Annotated in this window: 26 protein-coding genes; 5 read left to right on the forward strand and 21 right to left on the reverse strand. The window is 71.9% G+C overall.

Annotated elements, in window-relative coordinates; translation table 11 throughout:
• Positions 1-71: 71 nt before the first annotated feature.
• From IEZ07_RS21540 to IEZ07_RS21580, 9 genes are all read right to left on the reverse strand, one after another.
• On the reverse strand, positions 72-2,507 hold the full coding sequence (locus tag IEZ07_RS21540; protein ID WP_191896396.1) for an NADH-quinone oxidoreductase subunit G: 2,436 nt from the start codon (positions 2,505-2,507) through the stop codon (positions 72-74).
• 52 nt (positions 2,508-2,559) lie between these two features.
• Positions 2,560-3,849, reverse strand: coding sequence for an NADH-quinone oxidoreductase subunit NuoF (gene nuoF / locus IEZ07_RS21545; protein ID WP_068898209.1), 1,290 nt, complete (start codon positions 3,847-3,849; stop codon positions 2,560-2,562).
• The gene (gene nuoE / locus IEZ07_RS21550; protein ID WP_068898207.1) at positions 3,846-4,502 is read right to left on the reverse strand and encodes an NADH-quinone oxidoreductase subunit NuoE; all 657 of its coding nucleotides are present in this window, start codon (positions 4,500-4,502) and stop codon (positions 3,846-3,848) included. The genes nuoF and nuoE overlap by 4 nt, the downstream gene beginning before the upstream one ends.
• On the reverse strand, positions 4,499-5,824 hold the full coding sequence (locus IEZ07_RS21555; protein ID WP_191896397.1) for an NADH-quinone oxidoreductase subunit D: 1,326 nt from the start codon (positions 5,822-5,824) through the stop codon (positions 4,499-4,501). Before IEZ07_RS21555 ends, nuoE begins: the two co-directional genes overlap by 4 nt.
• A gap of 55 nt (positions 5,825-5,879) precedes the next feature.
• Positions 5,880-6,557 carry an NADH-quinone oxidoreductase subunit C gene (locus tag IEZ07_RS21560; RefSeq protein ID WP_068898205.1) on the reverse strand — a complete coding sequence of 226 codons (678 nt, stop codon included), beginning with the start codon at positions 6,555-6,557 and terminating at the stop codon, positions 5,880-5,882.
• Between the two features lie 83 nt (positions 6,558-6,640).
• Positions 6,641-7,192, reverse strand: coding sequence for a NuoB/complex I 20 kDa subunit family protein (locus IEZ07_RS21565; protein WP_191896398.1), 552 nt, complete (start codon positions 7,190-7,192; stop codon positions 6,641-6,643).
• 4 nt (positions 7,193-7,196) lie between these two features.
• Positions 7,197-7,556: an NADH-quinone oxidoreductase subunit A gene (locus IEZ07_RS21570; RefSeq protein WP_068898202.1), complete on the reverse strand. Its 360-nt coding sequence runs from the start codon at positions 7,554-7,556 to the stop codon at positions 7,197-7,199.
• 118 nt (positions 7,557-7,674) lie between these two features.
• Positions 7,675-8,952, reverse strand: a complete 1,278-nt coding sequence (locus IEZ07_RS21575; RefSeq protein WP_191896399.1) for a geranylgeranyl reductase family protein — start codon at positions 8,950-8,952, stop codon at positions 7,675-7,677.
• Between the two features lie 117 nt (positions 8,953-9,069).
• Positions 9,070-9,828, reverse strand: a complete 759-nt coding sequence (locus IEZ07_RS21580) for a demethylmenaquinone methyltransferase (RefSeq protein WP_191896400.1) — start codon at positions 9,826-9,828, stop codon at positions 9,070-9,072.
• 78 nt (positions 9,829-9,906) lie between these two features.
• On the opposite strand from IEZ07_RS21580, the gene IEZ07_RS21585 reads away from it, so the two are divergent.
• Positions 9,907-11,199, forward strand: a complete 1,293-nt coding sequence (locus IEZ07_RS21585) for a delta-60 repeat domain-containing protein (RefSeq protein ID WP_191896401.1) — start codon at positions 9,907-9,909, stop codon at positions 11,197-11,199.
• A gap of 12 nt (positions 11,200-11,211) precedes the next feature.
• On the opposite strand, the gene IEZ07_RS21590 is transcribed toward IEZ07_RS21585, so the two are convergent.
• Positions 11,212-11,406 (reverse strand): DUF4229 domain-containing protein, encoded by a 195-nt coding sequence (locus IEZ07_RS21590; RefSeq protein WP_068898196.1) that lies wholly within the window; start codon positions 11,404-11,406, stop codon positions 11,212-11,214.
• Positions 11,407-11,709: 303 nt separating this feature from the next.
• Here IEZ07_RS21590 and IEZ07_RS21595 point away from each other — a divergent pair, with 303 nt between their 5' ends.
• Entirely contained in the window at positions 11,710-11,949 is a 240-nt protein-coding gene (locus tag IEZ07_RS21595; RefSeq protein ID WP_012887349.1) for a BldC family transcriptional regulator, read from the forward strand.
• A gap of 105 nt (positions 11,950-12,054) precedes the next feature.
• On the opposite strand, the gene IEZ07_RS21600 is transcribed toward IEZ07_RS21595, so the two are convergent.
• Together IEZ07_RS21600 and IEZ07_RS21605 are read right to left on the reverse strand one after the other, a co-directional pair.
• Positions 12,055-12,294 (reverse strand): hypothetical protein, encoded by a 240-nt coding sequence (locus tag IEZ07_RS21600; protein ID WP_068898194.1) that lies wholly within the window; start codon positions 12,292-12,294, stop codon positions 12,055-12,057.
• A gap of 10 nt (positions 12,295-12,304) precedes the next feature.
• On the reverse strand, positions 12,305-13,132 hold the full coding sequence (locus IEZ07_RS21605; RefSeq protein ID WP_191896402.1) for a hypothetical protein: 828 nt from the start codon (positions 13,130-13,132) through the stop codon (positions 12,305-12,307).
• 185 nt (positions 13,133-13,317) lie between these two features.
• Between IEZ07_RS21605 and IEZ07_RS21610 the strand changes: the two genes are divergently transcribed.
• Positions 13,318-13,626 (forward strand): PLDc N-terminal domain-containing protein, encoded by a 309-nt coding sequence (locus tag IEZ07_RS21610; protein WP_230880753.1) that lies wholly within the window; start codon positions 13,318-13,320, stop codon positions 13,624-13,626.
• Between the two features lie 68 nt (positions 13,627-13,694).
• Here IEZ07_RS21610 and ccsA read toward each other — a convergent pair whose 3' ends face one another.
• The 6 genes from ccsA to IEZ07_RS21640 form a co-directional block, all read right to left on the reverse strand.
• Positions 13,695-14,801 (reverse strand): cytochrome c biogenesis protein CcsA, encoded by a 1,107-nt coding sequence (ccsA, locus tag IEZ07_RS21615; protein ID WP_191896403.1) that lies wholly within the window; start codon positions 14,799-14,801, stop codon positions 13,695-13,697.
• A complete protein-coding gene (gene resB / locus IEZ07_RS21620) occupies positions 14,791-16,356 on the reverse strand; it encodes a cytochrome c biogenesis protein ResB (RefSeq protein WP_191896404.1) in 1,566 nt (521 codons plus the stop codon). The genes ccsA and resB overlap by 11 nt, the downstream gene beginning before the upstream one ends.
• Positions 16,356-17,090, reverse strand: a complete 735-nt coding sequence (locus IEZ07_RS21625) for a cytochrome c biogenesis CcdA family protein (protein ID WP_068898184.1) — start codon at positions 17,088-17,090, stop codon at positions 16,356-16,358. Before IEZ07_RS21625 ends, resB begins: the two co-directional genes overlap by 1 nt.
• Positions 17,091-17,105: 15 nt before the next feature.
• Positions 17,106-17,678: a TlpA family protein disulfide reductase gene (locus IEZ07_RS21630; RefSeq protein ID WP_191896405.1), complete on the reverse strand. Its 573-nt coding sequence runs from the start codon at positions 17,676-17,678 to the stop codon at positions 17,106-17,108.
• Positions 17,679-17,736: 58 nt separating this feature from the next.
• Positions 17,737-18,375, reverse strand: a complete 639-nt coding sequence (locus IEZ07_RS21635) for a histidine phosphatase family protein (protein ID WP_068898180.1) — start codon at positions 18,373-18,375, stop codon at positions 17,737-17,739.
• Between the two features lie 266 nt (positions 18,376-18,641).
• Entirely contained in the window at positions 18,642-19,553 is a 912-nt protein-coding gene (locus tag IEZ07_RS21640) for a LysR family transcriptional regulator (RefSeq protein ID WP_191896406.1), read from the reverse strand.
• Between the two features lie 318 nt (positions 19,554-19,871).
• Between IEZ07_RS21640 and IEZ07_RS21645 the strand changes: the two genes are divergently transcribed.
• Together IEZ07_RS21645 and IEZ07_RS21650 are read left to right on the forward strand one after the other, a co-directional pair.
• Positions 19,872-21,794 carry a S8 family serine peptidase gene (locus tag IEZ07_RS21645; protein WP_191896407.1) on the forward strand — a complete coding sequence of 641 codons (1,923 nt, stop codon included), beginning with the start codon at positions 19,872-19,874 and terminating at the stop codon, positions 21,792-21,794.
• Positions 21,795-21,899: 105 nt separating this feature from the next.
• Entirely contained in the window at positions 21,900-22,505 is a 606-nt protein-coding gene (locus IEZ07_RS21650) for a Uma2 family endonuclease (protein WP_239320581.1), read from the forward strand.
• Positions 22,506-22,527: 22 nt separating this feature from the next.
• Here the strand turns inward: IEZ07_RS21650 and hemL are convergent, their stop codons facing one another.
• From hemL to hemB, 3 genes are all read right to left on the reverse strand, one after another.
• Positions 22,528-23,823 carry a glutamate-1-semialdehyde 2,1-aminomutase gene (gene hemL / locus IEZ07_RS21655; protein ID WP_191896409.1) on the reverse strand — a complete coding sequence of 432 codons (1,296 nt, stop codon included), beginning with the start codon at positions 23,821-23,823 and terminating at the stop codon, positions 22,528-22,530.
• A 112-nt stretch (positions 23,824-23,935) separates the two neighbouring features.
• Positions 23,936-24,580, reverse strand: coding sequence for a bifunctional DNA primase/polymerase (locus IEZ07_RS21660; protein ID WP_068898175.1), 645 nt, complete (start codon positions 24,578-24,580; stop codon positions 23,936-23,938).
• A 215-nt stretch (positions 24,581-24,795) separates the two neighbouring features.
• Positions 24,796-25,782 (reverse strand): porphobilinogen synthase, encoded by a 987-nt coding sequence (gene hemB / locus IEZ07_RS21665; RefSeq protein ID WP_068898173.1) that lies wholly within the window; start codon positions 25,780-25,782, stop codon positions 24,796-24,798.
• Positions 25,783-25,858 lie beyond the last annotated feature (76 nt).

Below are 25,858 nucleotides of genomic sequence, written 5' to 3' on the forward strand. Positions count from 1 at the left end.
CTCCTCGTTCGCTACGCGGACCGCTCGCACCTCGCGGACCGCTTCGCTCACTGCGTCGGGCCGTATCCCGCTCATGAGGCACTTCCGATCTTGACGATGTCGCCGGCCGCGGCGCGCAGGTCGCGGATCACCGAGCGGCCGCCCGAGTTGGCCGGCAGCCACACCACCCGGTCGGGCAGGCCGGCGATCCGCACCGGCAGGCTCAGCGAGCCCTTCCCGGTGGTGACGGTGATCTTGTCACCGTCGGCGACGCCCGCCTCGGCCGCGGTGGCCGCCGACAGCAGCGCCTCGGCCACCGGAGCGGTACCCGCCAGGAACGGCTCCCCAACCTGGAGGCGGCCGTCGTCGAGCAGCTGGTGCCAGGTGGCCAGGACGGCCTCGCCGGCCTGCGGGACGGCGGCGGCCGTGCCCGCGGACACGGCCGGGGCCGCGGCCCGCGCGCCCCGCCACGCGCCGAGCGAGGCGAGCTCGCGCCGGGCGGCGGCCGGGTCCGGCAGGCCCAGGTGCACGTCCATGTGGTCGGCGATCGCGGAGATGATCCGCAGGTCGCTCATCACCCCGGGTACCGGCAGGGCCTCGGCGAAGGTACGGCCGCGGCCCTCCCAGTTGACGAACGTGCCCGACTTCTCGACCACCGCGGCGACCGGCAGCACCACGTCGGCGCGGTCGGTGACCGCGCTGGCGCGCTGCTCCAGGCTCACGATGAACGGGGTGTTCTCCAGGGCCGCCAGGGCGGTCTCCGGGTCGGGCAGGTCGTAGGGGTCGACACCGGCGACGACGAGGGCGTCGAGCTCCTCGCCGAGCGCCGCCGCCAGCATGGCGGAGGTGTCGCGGCCCGGGGTGTCGGGCAGCGAGGCGACGTCCCAGGCCCTGGCCACCTCGGCGCGGGCCTCGGCGTCGTCGGCCGGGCGGCCGATCGGGAGCAGGCCGGGCAGCGCCCCGGCCTCCAGCGCGCCGCGCTCGCCGGCGCGGCGCGGGACCCAGGCCAGCCGGGCGCCGCTCGCCTCGGTGAGCTTCAGCAGGGCCGTCAGCGCGCCGGGGACGGTCGCCAGACGCTCACCGGCCAGGATGACCGCGCCGGGCTTCCGGACCGCCTCGGCGGCCTCGGCGAGCGCCGGGGCGGACGAGGCCAGGTCCGCGAGGACCTTCGCCTCGGTGCCGGGGACGGCCTCCACGAGCGTGCCGCTCATCTTGGCCAGGCCGGGGGTGGCGAACGGCGCGACGGAGAAGACCTTCAGGCCCTTCTTCCGCCAGGCCTTGCGCAGCCGCAGGAAGACGATCGGCGACTCCTCGTCGGGCTCGAAGCCCACCAGGAACACCGCCGGGGCGTTCTCCAGGTCGCGGTAGCGGATCTCGATGCCCTTGCCCGCGACGGCGTGCGCCAGGAAGCGCGCCTCCTCCTCGGAGTGCGGCCGGGCCCGGAAGTCGACGTCGTTGGTGCCGAGGGCGATCCGGGCGAACTTCGCGTAGCCGTACGCCTCCTCGACGGTGGCGCGGCCGCCGACCAGCACGCCCGCGCGCCCGCGGGCGGCGGCCAGGCCCTTGGCCGCGGCGGCGAACGCCTCGGGCCAGGAGGCCGGGACCAGGTGGCCCTCCTCGTCACGGACGAGGGGGGTCTTCAGCCGGTCGGGCTGGTTGGCGTAGGCGAAGGCGAAGCGGCCCTTGTCGCAGTTCCACTCCTCGTTGACCTCCGGGTCGTTGCCGGCCAGGCGCCGGGTGACCTTGCCGCGGCGGTGGTCGGTCCGCAGCGAGCAGCCGCTGGCGCAGTGCTCGCACGCGGTGGGGGTGGAGACCAGGTCGAAGGGGCGGGCCTGGAAGCGGTAGGCGGCGCTGGTCAGCGCGCCCACCGGGCAGATCTGGATGGTGTTGCCGGAGAAGGAGGACTGGAACGGCCTGCCGTCGGCCGTGCCGACCTGCTCCTTGGCCCCGCGCTCGAAGAACTCGATGAGCGGGTCGCCGGCGATCTCGTCGGAGAAGCGCAGGCAGCGCGCGCACTGCACACAGCGCTCGCGGTCCAGCAGCACCTGGGTGGAGAGCGGGACGGGCTTCTCGAACACGCGCTTGTGCTCGTGGAAGCGGGACTCGCCCTGGCCGTTGGACATGGCCTGGTTCTGCAGCGGGCACTCGCCGCCCTTGTCGCAGACCGGGCAGTCCAGCGGGTGGTTCATGAGCAGCAGCTCCATGACACCGCGCTGCGCCTTCTCCGCGACCGGGGAGGTGAGCTGGGTCTGCACGACCATGTTCGGCGCGACCTCGATGGCGCAGGAGGGCTGCGGCTTGGGGAAGCCGCGGCCGTTGCCCGCGTCCGTGATCTCCACCAGGCACTGGCGGCAGTTGGCCGCCGGGTCCAGCAGCGGGTGGTCGCAGAAGCGCGGGATCTGGATGCCGATCAACTCGGCCGCCCGGATGATCATCGTCCCCTTCGGGACGCTCACCTGGAACCCGTCGATCGTCAGGGTCACCAGCTCCGCCGGCTGCTGCGCCGGGGTGGTGGGTTCGACGCTCATGGTGCCTCCTCCGTCGGCCCCATGACCGAAACGGTGCCGCGGCTGCAGTCGCTCACTTGGCCCCCCACACCGTGGACGGGGCGTGGTCGAACGGGCAGCCGCCGATCTCGAAGTGCTTGAGGTACTCGTCGCGGAAGTGCTTCACCGACGAGTGGATGGGGCTGGTCGCGCCGTCCCCCAGGGCGCAGAAGGAGCGGCCCAGGATGTTGTCGGCGATGTCCGTGATCGTGGTCAGGTCCTCCTCGGTGCCCTGACCCTTCTCCAGCCGCTTGAGCACCTGCTTGAGCCAGTAGGTGCCCTCCCGGCAGGGGGTGCACTTGCCGCAGGACTCGTGCGCGTAGAACTCGGTCCACCGCATGACGGCGCGGACCACGCAGGTCGTCTCGTCGAAGATCTGCAGGGCCCGGGTGCCGAGCATGGAGCCCTTGGCGCCGACCGACTCGAAGTCGAGCGGCACGTCCAGGTGCTCGTCGGTGAAGATCGGGGTGCTCGACCCGCCGGGCGTCCAGAACTTCAGCCGGTGCCCCGCGCGGATGCCGCCCGCCATGTCGAGGAGCTCGCGCAGCGTGATGCCGAGCGGCGCCTCGTACTGGCCGGGCCGGGTGACGTGGCCGGACAGCGAGAAGATGCCGAAGCCGGCCGACTTCTCGGTGCCCATGCCGGCGAACCACTCGGCGCCGTTGGCGATGATCGAGGGAACACTCGCGATGGACTCGACGTTGTTGATCACAGTGGGGCAGGCGTACAGGCCCGCCACCGCCGGGAACGGAGGCTTGAGACGGGGTTGGCCGCGATATCCCTCGAGCGAGTCGAGCAGCGCCGTCTCCTCGCCGCAGATGTAGGCGCCCGCGCCGGAGTGCACGACCAGCTCCAGGTCGTAGCCGGAGCCGAGGATGTCCTTGCCGAGGAAGCCGGCCTCGTAGGCCTCGCGCACGGCCGCGTGCAGGCGGCGGATGACGTGCAGGACCTCGCCGCGCACGTAGATGAAGGCCTGGTTGGCGCGGATGGCGTAGGACGCGATGATCACGCCTTCCACCAGCGCGTGCGGGTTGGCCATCATCGTCGGGATGTCCTTGCACGTGCCCGGCTCGGACTCGTCGGCGTTGACCACCAGGTAGTGCGGCTTGCCGTCGCCCTGCGGGATGAAGCCCCACTTCATGCCGGTGGGGAAGCCCGCGCCGCCGCGGCCGCGCAGACCGGAGTCCTTGACCGCCTGGATGACGGCGTCGGGCTCCATGCCCAGCGCCTTCCTGGCCGCCTTGTAGTCCCCGCCGTAGCCGGGCAGGGTGAAGGAGTCGGGCCGGTCCCAGTTCGCGGTGAGGACCGGGGTGAGAGTCGTCATGCCTCGGGGGCCTTCCATCCGTTGGCCTTGGCGACCTTCAGGCCCTCCAGGGAGGGGCCCGCCGCCGAGGGGCCGTCGCCGGCCAGGTCGTCGGGGAGTCCCGACAGGACCCGCGACGCCTCCTTGAAGGTGCAGAGCTTCTTCGGGCCGCGGGTCGGGGAGACGTCCTTGCCGTCCCGCAGGTCGTCGACGAGCTGCTTGGCCGAACCGGGCGTCTGGTTGTCGAAGAACTCCCAGTTGACCATCATCACCGGGGCGAAGTCGCAGGCGGCGTTGCACTCCAGCCGCTCCAGCGAGATCTTCCCGTCCGGGGTCGCCTCGTCGTGCCCGACGCCGACGTGCTCGGAGAGCTCGTCCCAGATCTGGTCGCCGCCCATGACGGCGCAGAGCGTGTTGACGCACACGCCGACGTGGTAGTCGCCCATCGGCTTGCGCTTGTACATCGTGTAGAACGTGGACACGCCCACGACCTCGGCCTTGCTCAGGCCGAGCATCTCGGCGCAGAACTCGTGGCCGTCGTCGGAGACGTAGCCGTCCACCGACTGCACCAGGTGCAGCAGCGGCAGCAGGGCCGACCGCGTCCTGGGATAGCGGCCGATGATCTCCTTGGCGTCCCGTTCCAGACGCTCGCGGACTTCCGGCGAATACGTCACCGGTCCACACCCCCCATAACCGGGTCGATCGAGGCCACCGCCGAGATGACGTCGGCGACCATGCCGCCCTCGCACGTCGCCGGTACGGCCTGCAGGTTCGTGAACGACGGGTCGCGGAAGTGCACCCGGTAGGGCCGGGTCCCGCCGTCGCTGACCACGTGGGCGCCGAGCTCCCCGCGGGGGCCCTCCACGCTCGCGTAGGCCTGGCCCGCGGGGACCCGGAAGCCCTCGGTCACCAGCTTGAAGTGGTGGATCAGGGCCTCCATCGAGCCGCCCATGATGTGCGCGATGTGGTCGGGCGAGTTGCCGTAGCCGTCGGGGCCCAGCGCGAGCTGCGAGGGCCAGCCGATCTTCTTGTCGTCCACCATCACGCGCTGGCCCTTGAGCGGGCCGCCCAGCCGGTCGAGGGCCTGCTCGACGAGCTTGAGCGACTCCTCCATCTCGGCCACCCGGACGAGGTAGCGCCCGTAGACGTCGGCGCTCCTCTCCACCGGGACCTCGAAGTCGTAGGTCTCGTAGCCGCAGTAGGGCTGCGACTTGCGCAGGTCCCACGGCAGGCCCGCGGCCTTGAGCATCGGGCCGGTGATGCCCAGCGCCATGCAGCCGGTGAGGTCGAGGTAGGCGACGTCCTTGGTCCGCGCGAGGTAGACCGGGTTGGCGTCCAGCAGCTTGCGCAGGTCCTTGATGCGCTTCGGCATGATCTTGAGGAACTCGCCGATCTTGTCCACCGCGCCGGCCGGCAGGTCGACGGAGACGCCGCCCGGCCGGACGTAGGCCATGTTCATCCGCAGGCCCGTGATGTACTCCATCAGGTCGAGCACCATCTCGCGCTCGCGGGTCCCGAAGAGGAACGGCGTGGTCGCGCCCAGCTCCATGCCGAAGGTGCCGATGGCCACCATGTGCGAGGAGATGCGGGTGAGCTCCATCGTCAGCACCCGGAGGGCCTGGGCCCGCTCCGGGATCTGCTCGGTGATGCCCAGCAGCTTCTCGACGGCCATGCAGTACGCCGTCTCGTTGAAGATCGGCGACAGGTAGTCCATCCGGGTGACGAGCGTGACCCCCTGGGTCCACGTCCGGTACTCGGCGGTCTTCTCGATGCCGGTGTGCAGGTAGCCGATGGCCGTGCGGGCCTCGGTGACCGTCTCGCCGTCGAGGTTGAGGATGAGGCGGAGCACGCCGTGCGTGGACGGGTGCTGGGGGCCCATGTTGATGACGAGCTGCTCGTCCTGCTGGCCGCTGAGCGTGCTGACCAGCTCGGTCCAGTCGTTGCCCGAGACCGTGTAGACCTTGCCCTCGGTCGCCTCTTCGTAGGAAGCGCTCACGAGTCCTCCTCCGTCGCGCTCGTCCGCGAACTGCTGCGCTCCATGGCTCGCTCGCTCACTTGTAGGACCTCCTCTGGTCCGGCGGCGGGATCTGCGCACCGCGGTAGTCGACCGGGATGCCGCCGAGCGGGTAGTCCTTCCGCTGGGGGTGGCCGTCCCAGTCGTCGGGCATCATGATGCGGGTCAGCGCCGGGTGCCCGTCGAAGACGATCCCGAAGAAGTCCCAGGTCTCCCGCTCGTGCCAGTCGTGCGTCGGGTAGATCGACACGCTGGACGGGATGTGCGGGTCGGCGTCGGGGCAGGACACCTCGACGCGCAGGCGCCGGTTGTGCGTGATCGAGCACAGGTGGATGACCGCGTGCAGCTCCTCACCCTCCAGGTGGGGGTAGTGCACGCCGGAGACGCCCAGCGAGAGCTCGAAGCGGAGCGCGGGGTCGTCGCGCAGGTGCCGCAGGACGTCCAGCAGCCGCTCGCGCCTGACGTGGAAGGTCAGCTCGCCCCGGTCCACGACCACGCGCTCGACCGCGTCGGCCAGGTCTCCGCCGAGCGCGCGCTCCAGCTCGTCGGCGACCGCGTCGAAGTATCCGCCGTAGGGGCGGGGGGTCGACAGCCGGGGCGCCCGGCGCACGACGAGACCGCCGAAGCCGGAGGTGTCACCGGCGTCCCGGGCCCCGAACATGCCCAGGTGGGCGACCGGCTCCTCCGGCACGCCGGGGAGGTTGTCAGTGCTCATGGTCGTTCACCGCTCCTCGTTCGCGGCACGGGCCGCTCGTACCTCGCGGACCACGCCGCGGACTCCGGGGCGCTCGCTCCGAGTCATTTGCCCGTCCCCTGATCGATCAGCGGCAGCGTCCGGAGTGCCCGCAGCTCGAGCTCGTCGATCTGCTTGGCGCGGTGGGCACCGAACTTCATGTTCTGGATCTTGTCGTGCAGCTTCACGATCGAGTCGATGAGCATCTCCGGCCGCGGCGGGCAGCCGGGCAGGTAGATGTCGACGGGGACGACGTGGTCCACGCCCTGCACGATGGCGTAGTTGTTGAACATGCCCCCGCTGGAGGCGCAGACACCCATGGCGATGACCCACTTGGGCTCGGCCATCTGGTCGTAGATCTGGCGCAGGACCGGGGCCATCTTCTGGGACAGCCGGCCCGCGACGATCATCAGGTCGGCCTGGCGGGGAGACGCCGAGGCGCGCTCCATGCCGAAGCGCGCCAGGTCGTGCTTGGGACCGCCGGTCGACATCAGCTCGATCGCGCAGCAGGCCAGGCCGAAGGTGGCCGGCCAGACGGAGTTCTTGCGCGCCCAGCCGGCCACCTGCTCGACCGTGCTCAGCAGGAAGCCGCTGGGGAGTTTCTCTTCAAGTCCCATAGTCCTAATCCCAGTCCAGACCCTTGCGGCGCCACACGTACGCGTAGGCGACGAGCACGGTGACGATGAACAGCAGCATCTCGACCAGTCCGAACAGCCCGAGCTGGTCGAACGCGACCGCCCACGGGTAGAGGAAGATGATCTCGATGTCGAAGACGATGAAGAGCATCGCCGTGATCATGTACTTCAGCGGGAAGCGGCCGCCGCCGACCGGCTGGGGGGTGGGCTCGATGCCGCACTCGTAAGCGTCGAGCTTCGCGCGGTTCCAGCGTTTGGGACCGGTGAAGGGCGCGATCGTCACCGAAAAGATCGCGAAGCCCGCTCCCAGAACGGCGAGCACCAGGATGGGTGCGTACAGCTCCATCGCTACGCCTCCTCTCCCATCTCCACGCGCGCCGGCGCGTAGCTCACGTTGTCATGACGCATAAGTCTAGGCGGGGGCATGATTACCATTCGTCCCGGCTTCCGGATGTTTTGTGAGGTCATGCCGGTGGTGCGACCTTCGACAGGGCATTGATGATCCGGTCTGACGCGTCGCCTCGCCGGTCGGTGAGATTAGCAAGGAGTTTGAGCGCGAAGCGCATCAGGCGGGGGTGCGGGAGCGCGTGCCGGGTCGCGAAGTTCATCACGCCGCGCCGGCTGATCAGCTCGACGAAGCCCCTGCCGAGCGTGAAGTAGCCGCCGTAGGCGTCCTTCAGCACCTGCGGGTAGGCCCGCAGGACCCGCTCGCGCTGGGCTGCGGTGCCGCGGCCCAGCGCCTGGACGACGGTCTCGGCCGCGATCCGGCCGGTCTCCATCGCGTAGGCGATGCCCTCGCCGTTGAACGGGTTGATCATCCCGCCCGCGTCGCCCACCAGCACCAGGCCCCGCGTGTAGTGCGGCTGGCGGTTGAACGCCATCGGCAGCGCGGCGCCCCTGATCGGGGTGGTCATGTTCTCTTCGGTGAAGCCCCACTCACCGGGCATGTTCTGGGTCCAACGCCGCAGCAGGTCGCGGTAATCCGCGCCCTTGAAGGCCGCGCTGGTGTTCAGCAGCCCCAGGCCCACGTTGGCGGTGCCGTCCCCCACCCCGAAGATCCAGCCGTAGCCGGGCAGCAGCTGGTCGCCGGCCCACAGCTCCAGCCACGTCTCCAGGTAGTCGTCGTCGTGGCGGGGGCTGGTGAAGTACGTCCGCACCGCGACGCCCATCGGGCGGTCCTCGCGCTTGTGCAGCCCCATCGCCAGGGAGATGCGGGTCGAGTTGCCGTCGGCCGCGACCACGAGCCGGGAGCGGTACGCGACCTCCTCGCCGTCCTTCTTCGCGGTCACGCCCACGATGTGGCCGCTGCGGTCGTCGAGGATCGGGCCGGTGACGTTGACGCCCTGGAGCAGGCGCGCCCCGCCGCGCACCGCGTTGGCGGCCAGGATCTCGTCGAAGTCCTGCCGAGTGCGGACCAGGCCGAAGTCGGGGTAGCTGGACAGCTCGGGCCAGTCGAGCTCGAAGCGCAAACCGCCGCCGACGACGCGCAGCCCCTTGTTCCTGACCCAGCCGGGGGCGTCGATGTCGATCCCCATGGCGATGAGCTGCTTCACGGCGCGGGGTGTCAGCCCGTCGCCGCAGACCTTCTCGCGGGGGAACGCGGTCTTCTCCAGCAGCAGGACGTCCAGTCCGGCCTGGGCGAGATGGAATGCGGTTGTCGAACCGGCGGGCCCGGCGCCGACGACGATGACGTCGGCGTCGGCCTCAGCGACACTCCGATGTGGGGCGGCTGGCACGGTCACGGGACCTGTCCTGTCCTACACGCTTAGACGGCCTCGGGGTGAGGGGCCTTTCGTTCCTTTGTGAAGGTCTTCACAAACTTGTCGGGCGGCAGTCTAACGCTTTCCCGGGTAGAAGTGTCAGGCGGGTACGGCGGGCGATTCACCATTTTCCGGACCCGGCTTGTAACCCCGGTGCAGAGCGACGATGCCGAGCGAGAGGTTGCGCCAGGCGACCCGCTCCCAGCCGGCCCGCCGGATGGTCCGCGCGAACTCCGCCTGGTCCGGCCAGGCCCTGATCGACTCGGCGAGGTACTCGTAGGAATCGGGGTTGGAGCTGACCGCCCTGGCCACGATCGGCAGCATCCGGATGAGGTACTGCGTGTAGACCAGGTCGAAGGACCTGGCCGTCGGCCGGGAGAACTCGCAGACCACCAGGCGGGCGCCGGGCCTGGCCACCCGGAGCATCTCGCGCAGCGCCTGCTCGGTGTCCGCGACGTTGCGGATGGCGAAGGAGATCGTCACCGCGTCGAAGCTGTCGTCGGCGAACGGCAGGCTGAGCGCGTCGCCGGCCACGAACGTCACCCCGCGCACCCCGCCGCCGGAGATGCCGGACCCGCCGCGCCGAGCGACGCCGGTGCGGAGCATGCCGAAGGAGAAGTCGGAGGCGATGGCCCGAGCCCCGAGGGAGGTGAAGGCGTCGGTCGAGGTGCCGGTCCCGGCGCCCAGGTCGAGCACGAGCTCACCGGGGCCCGCGTCCACCGCGGCCGCGGTGGCCCTGCGCCACAGCCGGTCCTGCCCGAGGGAGAGGACGTCGTTCATCAGGTCGTAGCGCCGGGCCGTGCGATCGAACATCGAGGCGACCTCGTGCGGTTGCTTGTCCAGCGAAGCGCGCGTCATGACAGCAAGCCTAGGGCCGCGCGCGCAATCCACGGAAAGTAGCGACATCATGACCAAGGGTCTGTTAGAACTTGGCGAATGCTTGCCAGAACCGCCAGAACCACCAGAACCGCCTCTGTCCTGACGGCCGCCCTGGCCCTGACCACCGCGGGGGTCAACGGGGGGATCACCGGGGGGACCGCCTCCGCCGGCACCGTGGAGCACCGCGGGATCGTCTCCGCCGACCCCGTGGACACCACCCCGCACGTGCTCGACGGGATCGTCAACGCCATCGCCCTGGTGGGCGGCACGGTGGTGGTCGGCGGCTCGTTCAGCGAGGTGCGCGACGCGGGGAGCACGCGGATCCTGGAGCGCGCCAACATCTTCGCCTACGACCTGGCCAGCGGGCGGATCCTGCCGGACTTCGCGCCCGACCTCGACGGCCCGGTCAACGCCCTGGCCGCCGGGACCTCCGGCACCGTCTACGCCGGAGGCGCGTTCGCCGAGACCGGCGATGTCGCCACCCCCAGGCTGGCCCGGCTCCGGCTCTCGGACGGCGCCCCGGTGACGTCCTTCCGCGCCCGGGCCTCCGGCGGCAAGGTCACCAGCCTCCTGCGGCACGGCTCCCGGCTCTACGTCGGCGGGGACTTCACCCACGTCACCGGCGTCCGCCGTACGGCCCTGGCCCGGGTGCACGCCGCCACCGGCGCCGTCGACCCCGCCTTCACGATCACGCCGGGCGCGCCCCGGGGGCCGCGGGTCAAGGTGTACGCCATGGCCCTGGCCAAGGACCGGCTCGCGGTCGACGGCAGCTTCGGCACCCTCGACGGGCTCTCCCGTCCCCAGCTCGGCCTCATCGACGTCGGGGCCTCCCCGGCGAAGGTCGCCCCCTGGCGGACGGACGCCTACGCCGCCGAGTGCAAGCCGACCTTCCCCAGCTACGTCAGGGGGCTGGACTTCGCCCCCGACGGCAGCTACTTCGTGGTCGTCACGAGCGGCGGTTCGGGCGGGCCCCGGAAGCTGTGCGACAGCGCCGCCCGCTTCGAGACCCGCGCGCGCGGCGAGACGGACCCGACCTGGGTGAACCACACCGGCGGCGACACGCTCTACTCGGTGGCGGTGACCGGGGCCGCGGTCTACGTGGGCGGCCACCAGCGCTGGCTCGACAACCCGCACGGCCGGGATTCGGCGGGCCCGGGGGCCGTCGCCCGGCCGGGGATCGGGGCGATCCATCCGGTCACGGGCAAGGCGCTGCGCTGGAATCCCACCCGGACCCTCGGAATCGGCGTCAAGGCGTTTCTCGCCCACCGGGGAGGGCTACTCGTCGGTAGTGACACGACCCGACTCGGCCGCGAGTACCATGCCCGGATCGGCATGTTCCCGCTGCCGTGACATTCCCCGTTTTCAGCGATTCTTGGTGATTCGCGCGCTGAGCGCGTCGCGCTGCTTGGACAGCAGGACGTAGCTGGCCACGCCGCTGACGAGGAATGACGCGACCAGCAGCAGGAAAGGATCGCGAAGCCCGAGAAGGTAGAGCACGCCGGCGGTCACGGCCAGCACTCCGATCCGGGACGCGGTGTAGGCGAAAGCGGGATGCACGGCATCGAGGCTACGTCACTCCTGACATGCCGGTGCGAGCGGGCGCGCGGACGGCGCGGCAAAGGCCTTCCCGGCCATGTCGCAGGCACGAAGCGAACGCTCTTCGCATCTGACGCGACCACTGCTAGTGTTCCCAACAGATCAGTTACGTAAAGAAACACCCACGAGAGTCCCAAAGAGGCTCTATCATATAACAATCGGGCAGTCAGTCGATAACAACCCGTGATCTTTGTCCGAAAGCACGGATAAATCAGGCTTCGCTCGGCACACTGGTTACCTGTCCGCCCGCTGGCAGGAAGCGGGATGCGAGGGGGAGAGATTGTGGAGAGTAGCAGCGAGCGTCTGCTGACGCCCGGAGAGGTTGCCGCCCTCTTCCGGGTCGACCCAAAGACGGTTACGCGCTGGGCCGCGGCAGGCCGCATCAGCAGCATCCGTACCCCCGGAGGGCACCGGCGGTTCCGCGAGTCGGAAGTGCACGCCCTTCTGCGCGGTGAGGACGTCCTGACGGCCGAACGGCCGGCGGGTGAGTCCCCCCGCGTCTGACGCCGTATGACGTCGCACCATCGGTGATCCTGCGCGCCTTACCCGGAAGCCGCAGGGTCACCGTGGAGTCACTCCGCGGTCACCGGATCGTTCCCCCGCCGGACCTCACCCGTCCTGCTCGGCCTTGAAGGCCAGGAACTCCTTCTCCAGCTCGTCGTTCTCCGCGAGCCACCGTCTCCGCCGCTCCGCCACCTCCTCCTCGGTGAGCGACTCGGGCAGCCAGCGGTCGTACTCCGGATCCCCCGGTGAGAGCTCCACGTACGCGTTGCCGATCAGACGCCCGTCATCGCTGGACAGGCTCTGCGGCACGCGCAGGGTCCCGTCAGCGAGCCGGATGACGTACATCCCAGACCACCTAGATTCCGTAGCGCCGGTTGAAGAACAACATGACATTGAGCGCCATCCGCGTGTCCCCGCCCAGCATGTCCACCAGGGCGGGGCGCTGCCGGGACGCGATGGCGGCGAAGGCGTCGGCGAAGAACTCCCTGCGGCCCAGGGTCCCCGGCTGCAGGTGGAACCCCGAGGCCAGGACCGGGACGCACTGCTCGTAGAGGGCGGCGAACTCGGGGGAGTCCGACACCCAGTCTCCATGGGGCGCGTCCACGTCGTCCAGGGCGTGCCCGATCTCGTGCATCATCACGTCGGGGGTGGGCGAGGGCCTGTCCCCCACCACCACCTTGCGGTCGCCGTACGCGCCGGCGCAGATGTCCCACGTGGCCCTGCCCGACGGCAGCGGCGCGCCCCGCAGGTAGCCCATGTCGTCCAGGTCGGGCACGCCGCCCGCGCCGACGTAGATGCCCTCCAGCCCTTCGGCCAGCTTGGCCTTGAGGCCGTCGGGCAGCCGCGCGAGGCTCTCCACCGCGCCCACGACCTCCGGGGGCGGCGGCCCCTCGCGGATGTCCCACTGCCGGTGCAGCACGCGCTCCAGGGCCCCGCAGTGCCGCAGGCCGTCGCCCAGGCCGGGGGCGTCGGGGGTGTTGGGCCGGGCCCGGGGACGCTCGTCCTCCAGCTCGAAGTCCCGCCAGGTGTACTGCGGGCGGTCGGCGGGGGCCGGCTGCGCGATCCGCGCCTCCGGCTCGCGTGGGACCTCCCTGGGCGCCTCGCGGACGGCGGCCTCACCGCCCCGGCGGGACGTCTCACGCTGCCACCACCGCCGCCGATGACGGCCCCTGTCCGTGTTCACCCTGCCCGCCCGCTTGAATGCGCCACCACGCGCTCCCGTCGGAGAACGGCAACAGGTCCCACCGTACGGCGTGGATCTTCCCTCGTCACCCCGAACCGGAACCCCGTCCCGCCCGGTTCCCGGTCCGTCCCCGTTCCGTTCCCGGCCTGGCCCCACCCGCCTGCGGGATGGCTTACAGTTCGGGCATGTCCGTGCTTCTCGGTCTGGCGCTGCTCGCCTTCTGGCTCTACTGCCTGTTCGACGTCATCACCACGCCGGACGAGGAGGTCAGGAACCTCCCCAAGATCCTGTGGGTGCTCATCGTGGTGCTGCTGGCCCTGGTCGGCGGCCTGTTCTGGCTGCTGCTCGGCCGCCCTCTCGGCCCCCGCCCCCCGCGGATCCTCCTGCCCCCCGAGGGCACGCCCCGCGAGCCCCGCCCGCAGGCCCCCCGCGGCCCGGACGACGACCCCGACTTCCTGCGCGACCTCGACCGGCGCCTGCGCGACGAGGACTGACCGTACGGCCGACGCCCGCACGGCGGACGCCGGCCGCCCGGTCCGCCCCCGTACGGCGGACGCCGGCGTCAGGGCACTTCGGCGTAGGAGTGCAGGCCGTCGATGAAGATGTTCACCCCGATGAGGTTGAAGAGCAGGCAGGCGAAGGCGACCAGCTGCACGATCATCGCCGCCCTGCCCTTCCAGCCGGCGGTCGCCCGGGCGTGCAGGTAGCCGGCGTAGACGATCCAGGTGATGAACGCCCAGATCTCCTTGGGGTCCCAGCCCCAGTAGCGGCCCCAGGCCTTGTCCGCCCAGAGCGCGCCGGCGACGACGGCGAAGGTCCAGATCGGGAAGCCGATCACGATGGCCCGGTGCGCGACCCGCTCCAGCTCCTGCCGGGACGGCAGGTGGTCGGCGGCCTCGTGCCGGATCAGGAAGATGACGCCGCAGGCCCCGGCCACGATGAACAGGCCGCTGGCGATGATCGCGGCCGAGACGTGGATGGCGATCCAGTAGGAGTTCAGCGCGACCATCGCGGGAGCGGCGTCCACGTGCAGGGAGTGCACGGCGAAGCCCAGCCCGAGGGCCGAGGCCGCGGTGACGAAGGCGCCCAGGAAGCGGACCGGGTAGCGCAGCTGCATCAGCAGGAACGCGCCCATGGCCGCCAGGCACATGGCGACCACGAACTCGTACATGTTGCCCCAGGGCCACCGGTCCGCGGCCAGTCCCCGGGTGAGCAGCGACCCGAGGTTCAGGGCGAAGCCGAGCCAGCTCAGCACGACCGCGGCCGGACCGGCCCGCAGCACCCAGCCGGACGGGGCCCCGTCCGCGCCGCTCGCCGCCTCGAAGCCCGCAGCGGCGTCCCCCGTCGCCGTCTCGGAGCCCGCGGTGCCCTCCCCCGTCGCCGTCGCGGCCGCGATGCCGTCCCGCACGTCCTCCGGGGCGGCCCCTGAGGCGGCCGCAGCCGCCTTCCCGGTGTCCGCGGGACCGCCGACCGCGGCGAGCGCGGGTTCCGTCTCAGCCCTCGTCTCAGCCCTCGTCTCCGCCCCCGCCTCCGCCGGGGAGGCCTCCGCGGTGCGGGCGAAGGCGAGATCCAGCGCGTAGCCGATCATCGCGACCGCGTAGCACAGCACCGCCACCAGGACGAGCTGATCGCTCAGCGCGGCGAGACCGGGGTGGACCTCAGCGGGCATCCTTCACTCCAGGGGTAGAGCCTTGATTCAGGACGGCGACGATGTCGGCGAACTCCTCGCCGAAGTCACCGCCTTCGGTGCGGGTGAGGCCGCCCGCCTCGGCGGGCCCGTCCCCGGCCCCGGTCCGCACCCACACGCGCCGGCGGCGGACGGTCAGGGAGAACACCAGCGCCGCGGTGGCCAGGGCCGCCGAGAGCAGCGCGGGCAGCCGGCCCGGGTCGTGGGTGATCTGGAGGGCGACCCACTCCCTGACGCCGGTGAACTCGATCGTGCCGGCCCCGCCCGGCAGTTCGAGCTTCTCGCCCTTCGCCAGCGGGTCGGCCTTCATGACCAGCGGCTTCATCTTCTTCAGGATCTCCGGCGGGATCTCGTAGACCGACTGGGGACGGCCGTTCCCCATGCCGAGGTCGCCGGCGAAGGCACCGTACACCTGCGCGGTCGGGTTCGCGGCGCCGGGGAAGACCGACACCCACTCACCGCCCTCGGCCGGGACCGCGGTGGGCAGGAAGGCCACCATGAGGCCGAGCTGCTCGGGCAGGGCGTCGGGCACCTTGATGACGCACTCGGAGGTGAACGTCGCCGGCTGCACGACCAGGCACGGCACCGATCCCTCGAAGGCGACCTGCCCCTGGCCGTCGGTGATCCTGAAGGTGGGCGCGTAGCCGTGGTCGATCAGGTAGGTCAGGGTGCCGTTCACGTCGAGCGGCTCGTTGACCTTCAGCTCGTAGTCCCGCTCCGGCGCCCCCGGCGCGTCGCTCACCGCGAGCCTCGCCGCGTAGTCCAGCGCCTGGCCCCGTTTGGGACCCTGCGCGATGTAGGTGGCCTGGAAGTCCTCCAGCGTGAACGAGAACGGCTCCAGCGACTCGGCGTTCACCTGCTGGCCGGGCATGTAGCGGTCGTAGGCCGCGACGGTGTTGGCGAACCCGTCGCCCTCCACGACCAGCACGTTGCCGCGGTAACCGTACAGCGCGCCGGCGCCGACCGCGAGCAGCAGGCCGAGCAGCGCGACGTGGAACAGCAGGTTGCCGGTCTCCTTGAGGTAGCCCTTCTCCGCCGCGACCCAGCCGGGCCCGGTGGTCACCCGGAACCGGAGCCTGCGCAGCCGCCGCGCCGCCTCCTCCACGGTCAGGTCGCCGCCGAGTACGGCGTGCTGGGGCAGCCGGGCCAGGTTGCGCGGCGCCGCGGGCGGCTTGCGGCGCAGTTCGCGCAGGTGGGCCGCTGTGCGCGGGAGCACGCAGCCGATCAGCGAGACGAACAGCAGCAGGTAGATCGCCGCGAACCACGGCGCCTTGAACACGTCGAAGAGCCAGAACCGGTCCAGCCACTCGGCCAGCGCGGGGCTGTCGTCGTAGTACTGCGCGACCTTGGCGTCCGAGACGCCGCGCTGCGGCCAGACCGATCCCGGGATCGAGGCCAGCGCGAACAGGAACAGCAGGATCAGCGCGGTCCGCATCGAGGTGAGGGTGCGCCAGAACCAGCGCGCCCAGCCTGCCGCGCCCAGCCCCACGGGGCGGGACTCGGCCTTCTCCTCGGGCCTGCCGTCGGTAAGGGTCATCAGATCACCGGCTGGAATCCGCCGATCCACACCTGCATCGCCGCGACGAGCTCCCCCCAGAGCCCGGTGACGAGCAGCAGGCCGACGGTGACCAGCATGGCCCCGCCCACCCGTGTGATCAGCTGCGAGTGGCGGCGGACCGCCTTGAACGTGTGCAGCGCCCTGCGGTAGGCCAGCCCGGCCGCCACGAACGGCAGTCCGAGGCCGAGCGCGTAGCCGAAGGCGAGGAGCGCGCCGCGCCCCGCACTGCCCTCGGTCACGCCGAGGGTGAGCACGACCCCGAGCGTGGGGCCGATGCAGGGGGTCCAGCCGAGGCCGAACACCACCCCGAGCAGCGGCGCGCCGGCGAGCCCGGCGGCCGGGAGCCGGTGGACGCGGACCTCGCGCTGCAGGCCCGGGACGAATCCCATGAAGGCGAGCCCGAGCACGATCGTCAGGGCCCCGAGCACCCGGGTGATGCCGTCGGCGTTGCCGAACAGCGCCGCTCCCAGGCCGCCGAGGAGCGCGCCCTGCGCCACGAACACGACGGCGAAGCCGAGCACGAACAGCACGATGCCCAACGTCATCCGGCCCCGCCGCGGGTCGGCGCTCATCCCGGTCACATAGGACAGGTAGCCGGGGACCAGCGGCAGCACGCACGGCGACAGGAAGGACACCAGCCCCGCGGCGACCGCGATCGGCAGGGCCAGCGCGAGGGAGCCGCTCGCCACCGTGCTCGCCAGGTCGGCGTTCACCGGGGGCGTCCCGGGTTACTTCTCATCGGCGATCCCGGTGACGGCGGCGAGGAGGTCGCTGTACTTGACCGCGCCCAGGGCCCGGGCGGCGATCCGGCCCTGCCGGTCGATGATCAGCGTCGACGGGATGGCCGCCGGGGGGACCGTGCCCTGGAAGGCGAGCGCGACCCTGCCGGGCTGGTCGAAGATGCTCGGGTAGCCGGGCTGCTCGGTGCGTTCGAAGGCGAGCGCCCTGGCCTTGTCGTCCTTGAAGTCGACGCCGAGGAACTCCACGCCGTCGGTTCTGGTCTTGGCCGCGATGTCCTTGAGCACCGGGGCCTCGGCGCGGCAGGGCGCACACCAGGAGGCCCAGAAGTTGAGCACCACGACCTTGCCCCGGTGCGCGGCGAGCGAGGCGGTGCCGTCCTGCAGGGTCGTCCCCTCGACCGCGGGGGCCGCCTTGCGGCCGTCCGCCTCGAAGACGGTGACCTTGCCGTCTCCGGCGATGAACCGGGTGTCCCCCGCCTGCGGCTGGGACGCCTGGCTTCCGGCGCATCCGGCCGCCGCGACGGCGAGCAGCAGGGCGGCGGCGAGCGGTCTGGCGCGCATCGAAGGACGGTCTCCCTGTACTACTACAAGCGGTAGAGCAATCACTCTACCGGCGGGGTCACGCGCCCGGCACAGTGGGGCGCCGGACGAGCGCGGCCGCCGGCTCGGCGTATCCCACGCTGGCGAGCCGGTCGCCCTCGAAGCAGAAACTGGTGACGCTGGCGAGCCCGCACTGCCTGCGGCGCGGGTCGTGCGGGAGCGGCCTGCGCTCGGCCGCGAGCCGGATGACCCAGATGGGGAGCTGGTGGCTGACCAGCACCGCCTCGTGGCCCCGCGCCGCCCTGCGGGCGGCCAGGATCGCCTCCCGCATCCGGCCGACCACCTCGCTGTAGCGCTCCCCCCAGGAGGGACGGAGCGGGTTCCACAGGTGGCGGTAGTAGCGGGGGTTGCGGAAGACGCCGTCGCCGTTGCCGACGGAGACGCCCTCGAAGGCGTTCGCCGCCTCGATCAGCCGGTCGTCGAGCCCGACCTCCAGGCCGAAGGTCTCGGCGAGCGGGACGGCGGTCTCCTGGGCCCGCTCCATCGGAGAGGAGAACAGGGCGACGACGTCGCGCCCGGCCAGCGACTTGGCCGCCGTCTCGGCCATCAGCCTGCCGTTCTCCGACAGGTGGTAGCCCGGCAGCCGGCCGTACAGGACGTTGGCGGGGTTGTGCACCTCGCCGTGGCGCAGGAGGTGGATGACGGTGGTCTCAGCCATGGTGCCGTCAGCCTACCCACTGGTAGGGGCGGATGGCACGGACGGGTCCGCCCGCGCCGCCCGGCGCCGGACGTACGGCCCGCCGTCCGCGCAGACCGGCTCCGGGGCGTACGGCCCGCCACCCGGCCGTCCCACGGCGGAGGCCCGGCTCACACCGTCGCTCCGAGGACCTCAGGGGGCGCGGCTCACGCCACGACCTCAGGAGGCGCGGCTCACGCCACGACCTCAGGAGGAGCGGCTCACGCCACGACCTCAGGAGGAGCGGCTCACACCACCGCGCCGAGGCCTTCGGAGGCGGCCCGGAGCGCGTCAACGGCGGCGCGGATGGCCGGACGGCGGGCCGCGTCGCTCCGCCAGACCGCGTAGATCCGGCGGATGGGACGCGGCCGGATCGGGACGGCCCGGACACCCGGCGGCAGGAGGTCGCGGCCGAGCCGGGGGACGATCGCACAGCCCTGCCCGACGGCGGTGAGCGCCAGCTGGGTCGGGTACTCGTCGGCCATGCAGGTGATCTCCGGTTCCAGCTCGGCCGCGCGGAGCGTGTAGACCAGCCAGTCGTGGCAGACCGTCCCGGGCGAGCCGCTGATCCACCGCTCTCCGGACAGCTCGGACAGCTCGATCTCGGCACGCCCGGCCAGCGGATGGCCGACGGGCAGGACCACGTCGGCGATGTCGTCGAAGAGCGTGGCCCGCGACAACCCTTCGGGCACGGCCAGCGGCCGGTTCATCCAGTCCTGGATCACCGCCAGGTCGAGCTCGCCCCGGGACACCTCGCGGACCATCCGCTCGGGCTCGCGCTCGTGCAGCCGGAGCGTGAGGTCGGGGTGGCGCTCGCGCAGGCGGACCAGCGCCTGCGGGAGCAGCCCCCGGGCCGCCGTGGGGAAGGCGCCGATGCCCAGCCGCCCCACGACCTCGCCGCGCAGCGCCTCGAAGTCGGCCTCGGCGGTCTCCACCAGGGCGAGGATGCGCTCGGCGTGGTCGGCCAGGAGCCCGGCCGCGTCGGTGAGCCGCACCCCGCGCCCGCTCCGCTCCAGCAGGGTCGCGCCGGTCTCCCGCTCCAGCTTGGCGAGCTGCTGCGAGACCGCCGACGGGGTCACCATGAGCGCCTCGGCCGCCGCACCCACCGACCCGTACACGGAGACCGCGTGCAGCGCCTTCAAGCGGTTGAGATCCAACATGTAAGCAACCCTAAACCATGAATTCCCTTAGGTCTCGCTTGGACTGAACGATCCGTTCGTGCCCGTTCCCCGTCCGTCCGTGGACGTTCCCGCTCGTGAACGTTTCCCTCCGCGGGCGCCCCGTTCCGACCCGGATGCGCGGGCGCGACGTCACTCCCCCGCCGGGATCCTTCGCCTGCCTGACTGACGGAATCACCACCCATCAGAACTTTGCCCGGAAATTTCGCAGGACTTCCGGACCACGGCCGAGGAGGTGGACACGCCCGTCGACCGATCCGGCGTGACCGCGCACCGCACCGACGGACCCGGAGGCCCGCCATGCCAGTCACCACCCAGGCCCTGGGCACGATCACCGTGCTCGCCCTGGCCGTCGGCCTCACCACGTCCCCCGTCGCGGCGGACGCCCGGCCGGCCGCCGTACCGGCGCCCGCCGCGAGCGCCGTGCCCGTGGACGCCGCACCCGCCGAAAGCCCCGTGCCCGACCCCGAGGACTGGAAGCCGAGCGAGCCCGTCGGCCTGACCGGCCCGGTCTCCGAGGTCCTCGACGACGCCCCCGAACGCGGACCGGTCCGCGTCGTCACCCTGACCGCCGACTCCACAGGGCGGCCGGAGATCAGCGTCACCGTCGCCGAGGACCGGGGAGAGGCCGCCGACGCGGTGGAGGACGCCCGCGCCGTCCCCGACACGCTCGCCGTCGTCGTCGACGCGAAGGTCTCCCTCTCGGACACCCCCCGCCCGGTCACCGCCGGGGATCCGGCGGCCGCCGCCTCGGACGCCGGTCCGGTCTCGGGCACGGCCGCCCTGTCCAACGACGCGTACCGCAGGCTGCAGTGGCCGCTGAACCGGTTGTACGGGGAGAGCGTGTGGGCGTCGGGGACCGGCACGGGGCAGGTCGTCGCCGTCGTCGACAGCGGCGTGGACGGCTCCCACCCGGACCTGGCCGGAGCGGTCCTGCCCGGCACCGACCTGGTCGTGGGCACCGGTGACGGGCGCTCCGATCCGGAGGGGCACGGCACCCACGTCGCCGGCGTCATCGCCGCGCAGGCGGGCGACGGCCTCGGAATCGCCGGTCTCGCGCACGGAGCGAAGATCCTGCCGGTCCGCGTGCTGGACGCGAACGGGGAGGGCTGGGACTCCGACATCGCCGCCGGCATCGTCTACGCCGCCGACCACGGCGCGACCGTCATCAATCTGTCCCTGGGCGGCCCGGAGCACAGTCCGGTGCTCCAGTCCGCGGTCGACTACGCCCTCGCCAAGGACGTCGTCGTGGTCGCCGCCGCCGGCAACGCCGGTCAGAGCTGCGCGAAGATGCGTTATCCGAAGCCGGACGTGAACTGCGGCAACCCGGCGAGCTACCCGGCCGCCCTCCCCGGCGTCATCGGGGTCGCGGCCACCGACAGCACCGACGTGCGCGCGGCGTTCTCCCAGTACGGGTCCTACGTCGACGTGGCGGCCCCCGGCGTGTCCGTCTACTCCACCTACCCCTCGGGGAGGTACGTCTACATGGACGGCACCTCGATGGCCTCGCCGTACGCCGCCGCCGCCGTGGCGCTGATCCGGGCGAAGTTCCCCGCGATGTCGGGACCCGAGGCGACCGCCCGGCTCACCGGCACCGCCTACGACCTCGGCGCGGCCGGCCGGGACTCCCTCTACGGCGCCGGCCTGGTCCAGCCGCTCGCCGCGGTCTCCGGCAGCGCGCCGCCCCCGGCGGCGAGCACCGTCACCGGGCTGGGCGTCTCCTTCACCGCCGTGACCGCCGGGCAGTCCGTCCTGGCCACCACGACCGTACGGACGTCCTACGGTACGAAGGTCACCGGAACCGCCCGGCTGTGCAGCCGGAGGATCACCGTCCGCGCCTACACGTGCGCGAACGTGGCCGTCCGCGACGGTGTCGCCGCCAAGGCGCTGCGCGTGGACGCCGGGACCTACGTGTACGCGCAGTTCACCGGAACCGCCGCCGCGAAGGCCGGCACCAGCCGGACGGTGCGGATCTACGCGCGGCCGAGGGTGACGGTGGCGGGCGGGAGCGGGAAGCTGACCTTCCGGGTCTACCAGCCGCGCGGGCAGCGGGTCTCGGTGCAGCGATACCACCGCGGCGCGTGGCGGACGGTGAAGACCTCGGCCGCCTCCTCCACGGCCTCCCGCACCGTCAGCGGGCTCTCCCGCGGCACCTACCGGGTCGTGGTGGCCGCCTCCGCCGACCTGCTCACGGTGACCTCCGGTAAGACCGCCGTGCGCTGACCCTCCGGCGTGCGCCTCTTCCCCCACAATGGGCGGAGGAGGAGCATGGAGAGGGCGACGGAAGCGGGCCGAATGAACACACACGGTGACGGAGACGATGTTACGGTGACCGACGTGACCAGCGCGCTCGACTACTGGCCGGCTCCGCCTCCGTGGGGATGGACCGCCGACGACCTCGATCGTCTGCCGCCGGAGGGACCGAACGGCGAGCCCGACTTCTTCAAGCACGTCGAACTGATCGATGGAGCCCTCGTCTTCATGTCCCCCCAGAAGCGCTTCCACGAGCGCGTCCTGTTCGGTCTCCGTGTCGCCCTGAACGCCCAGGCACCCGACTCCGTCACCGCCATGATGCAGATGGACGTCAAACTCGGCCACCGGATGCGGCCCTGCCCGGACGTGCTCGTCGTCGACACGGCCGCCGCCGCCGACGACGACCGGACGTACTACACGCCCGACGAGGTGCACCTCGTGGTCGAGGTCGTCTCGCCCGAGTCGGAGGAGCGCGACCGCAAGACCAAGCAGGCACGCTACGCCGAGGCCGGGATCGCCCACCTGTGGCGGGTCGAGAACAACGACGGCAAGCCCGTCGTCTACACCTACGAACTCGACCCGGCCACCCGCGCCTACGCCCTCACCGGCATCCACCACGGCCGGTTGACCGTCCCGGTCCCCTTCCCCGTCGACGTCGACCTGGACGGGCTGCCCCGGTAGGGGACCGCGCGGGTGTTCCCCGTCAGGACGCCTGGGCGGCGGCCTTCGCGGCGACGGGCAGGGCCTCGGCGATGCGGGTGAGGGCCTCGTCGTCGTGGGCGGCCGACAGGAACCACGCCTCGTACGCCGACGGCGGCAGGTAGACGCCCCGGTCGAGCATCGCGTGGAAGAAGGCCCGGTAGGCGGCGGTGTTCTGCCGCTGTGCCCCGGCGAAGTCGGCGACCCGCTCGTCGGTGAAGAAGATCGAGAACAGGTTGCCCGCCCGCTGGAGGCGGTGCGGCACGCCGGCGGCGGCCAGCGCGTCGGCGGCGGCGCGTCCGACGACCAGCGCGGCGGCGTCGACCCGGTCGTAGACGTCGTCGTCGCAGGCCCGCAGCGTGGCCAGGCCCGCGGCGCAGGCCAGCGGGTTACCGGACAGCGTGCCGGCCTGGTAGACCGGGCCCTCCGGGGCGAGATGGGCCATCACGTCGGCGCTGCCGCCGAACGCCGCCGCGGGCAGGCCGCCGCCCATGACCTTGCCGAAGGTCATCAGGTCGGCGTCCACCGGGTCGAGGCCGTACCACCCGGCCCCCGACACGCGGAAGCCGGTGAGCACCTCGTCCACGATGAGCAGCGCGCCGTGCGCGGTGCACAGCTCGCGGAGCCGGGCGTTGAACCCGTCCAGCGGCGGGACGACCCCCATGTTCGCCGGGCAGGCCTCGGTGATCACACAGGCGATCTCGTCGCCGAACGCGGCGAACGCCTCGGCCACCGCCTCGGCGGAGTTGTACGGCAGCACCACGGTGTCGGCGGCCGAGGCCCCGGTCACGCCGGGGGTGTCGGGCAGTCCGAAGGTGACCAGGCCGGAACCGGCAGAGGCGAGCAGGGCGTCCACGTGGCCGTGGTAGCAGCCGGCGAACTTCACGATCTTGGAGCGGCCGGTGAAGCCGCGCGCCAGCCGTACGGCCGACATCGTGGCCTCGGTGCCCGAGCTGACCAGCCGGACCTTCTCCACGGGCGCGATCCGGGCGACGATCTCCTCGGCGAGCTCGACCTCGCCGGGGGTGGCCGTGCCGAACGAGGTGCCGGCCGCGAGAGCCTTCTGCAGGGCCTCGACCACGGCCGGGTGGCGGTGCCCGAGGATCATCGGGCCCCAGGAGCAGACCAGGTCGACGTAGCGGTTGCCGTCGACGTCGGTGATGTACGGCCCCTGGCCGGAGGCCATGAAGCGCGGCGTGCCGCCGACGGCGCCGAAGGCGCGGACCGGGGAGTTGACACCTCCCGGGACGATCTCGCGGGCGCGGGCGAACAGGTCCTCGGAGTTCTCAGTACGGCTCACCGTCCCAGCCTAAGGGCCCGTGGAGCCGGGTCCCGAGCCGAACCTGGTCCCGAGCCGAACCGGACCGGAGGCGGCGCCCCGCCCGGTTTCCGCGCCGGGGCGCGGCCGGGCGCTACTCGCAGGCGTCGGCGAGCCGGTCGAGGACGCGGAGCGGGTCGGGCAGCGGTCCGCCGTCCGGGGCGCGCAGCCAGGACGCGCAGCCGCCGGAGGGCAGGGTGGAGGGCGGGGCGACGACGTAGCTGTCGCGGCAGTGCCAGCGCAGGCCGGGCATCTCCTCGATGGTCGAGGGCCCGTAGTCGAGGGGGCAGGACCACCACTCGTCCTCGTCCTCGGAGAGGTTGCGGGTGGCCACATAGAACAGCACCCGGTCGCCGTTCTCGGCGACCGGGCCCGGTACGGATCCTGCGGCGTCCATGGCGGCGAGGGTGGTCAGGCCCGCTTCGCGCGGCACGTCGAACACGTCGAAGACGCGGCCCGTGGGCAGGATGATGTTGGCCTCGGGGTCGGCGCTCCACCAGTGGGTCAGCAACGCGGGATCGGTGGTGGCCTGCATCTGCCAGGCGCGCGAGAGCGGGTGGCTACCGGGGTCCGGGCAGCCGATGCGGTCGCAGGAACAGGCACGCGACCCGCCCTGGAGCGGGCGGGCGCCCGTACAGCTCGCCCAGCCCAGCGCGGCGTACTCCAGCGCGGATTTGACCATCTGCTGCTTCGGATGACTCCGCCGCTTGCCGCGCCGCGCCAGTGATACCCCCACCATGGTGTCCTCCGTTGTCCGCGAGCCCCGCGCCATACCCGGATGCGACGACATATCCACATTCTGGTTTACAAGAAAGGCATTCAGCAGGGTCTACGCCACCTGGGACACATCCGCACCGGTTCTCGAACTCTAACGCACGGTTCTCACCGCTCAGCGGCAAACCCCCAGTTCTGGGCATGTGCGAAGCATCTCAACACAATGCGCAGCGTCACCGTTCAACGCAGCCGGCGGGCCGCCTCGGTCGCCCAGTAGGTGAGGATCATGTCGGCCCCGGCCCGGCGGATCGCGACCAGCGACTCCATGATCGCCCGGTCCCGGTCGATCCAGCCGTTCGCCGCCGCGGCCTCGATCATGGCGTACTCACCGCTGATCTGGTAGGCCGCCACCGGCACGTCCACCTCGTCGCGCACCTGGCGCAGGATGTCGAGGTAGAGCAGGGCGGGCTTGACCATCACCGCGTCGGCGCCCTCGGCCAGGTCCAGCCGGACCTCCCGCAGCGCCTCGCCGACCGGGCCCGCGGGGTCCTGCTGGTAGGCGTTGCGGTCGCCGAACTGCGGCGCGCACTCGGCCGCCTCCCGGAACGGGCCGTAGAACGCCGAGGCGTACTTCGCGGAGTAGGCCAGGATCGGGACCTGCTCGAAGCCCTCGGCGTCCAGCGCGGCGCGGATGGCGGCGACCTGGCCGTCCATCATCCCGCTCGGCGCGATGACCTGCGAGCCGGCCCGCGCCTGGGCCACCGCGACCGCCGCGTAGCGCTCCAGGGTCGCGTCGTTGTCGACCTCGCCGCCGGCCGTCAGCACGCCGCAGTGCCCGTGGTCGGTGAACTCGTCCAGGCAGGTGTCCGTCATCACGACCATCGCGTCGCCGACCTCGGCGACCAGGTCGGCCACCCCCTGCTGGACGATCCCGTCCGGGTCGTCGCCCGCCGAGCCGCGGGCGTCCTTCACCGCGGGGATGCCGAACAGGATCAGCCCGCCGACCCCCGCCTCGGCCGCCTCGTGGGCGGCCTTGCGCAGCGAGTCGCGGGTGTGCTGGAACACCCCGGGCATCGAGCCGATCGGGTTCGGCTCGTCGATGCCCTCCTTCACGAACATCGGCAGGACCAGCTCGGCCGGGTGCAGCCTGGTCCCGGCCACCATCCGGCGCATCGGCGACGTACGGCGGAGCCTGCGCGGACGCGCGGCGGGGAACTGGGCGGTCATGGTCTCTCCCTCCCCCGGCCGGGGGGTGTCATCGGCCGGAGGACCGTTTCGGGTCTGCTCACTGTTCGGTCGTCCC

The organism is Planomonospora parontospora (assembly GCA_014647935.1).
Lineage (GTDB): Bacteria > Actinomycetota > Actinomycetes > Streptosporangiales > Streptosporangiaceae > Planomonospora > Planomonospora parontospora.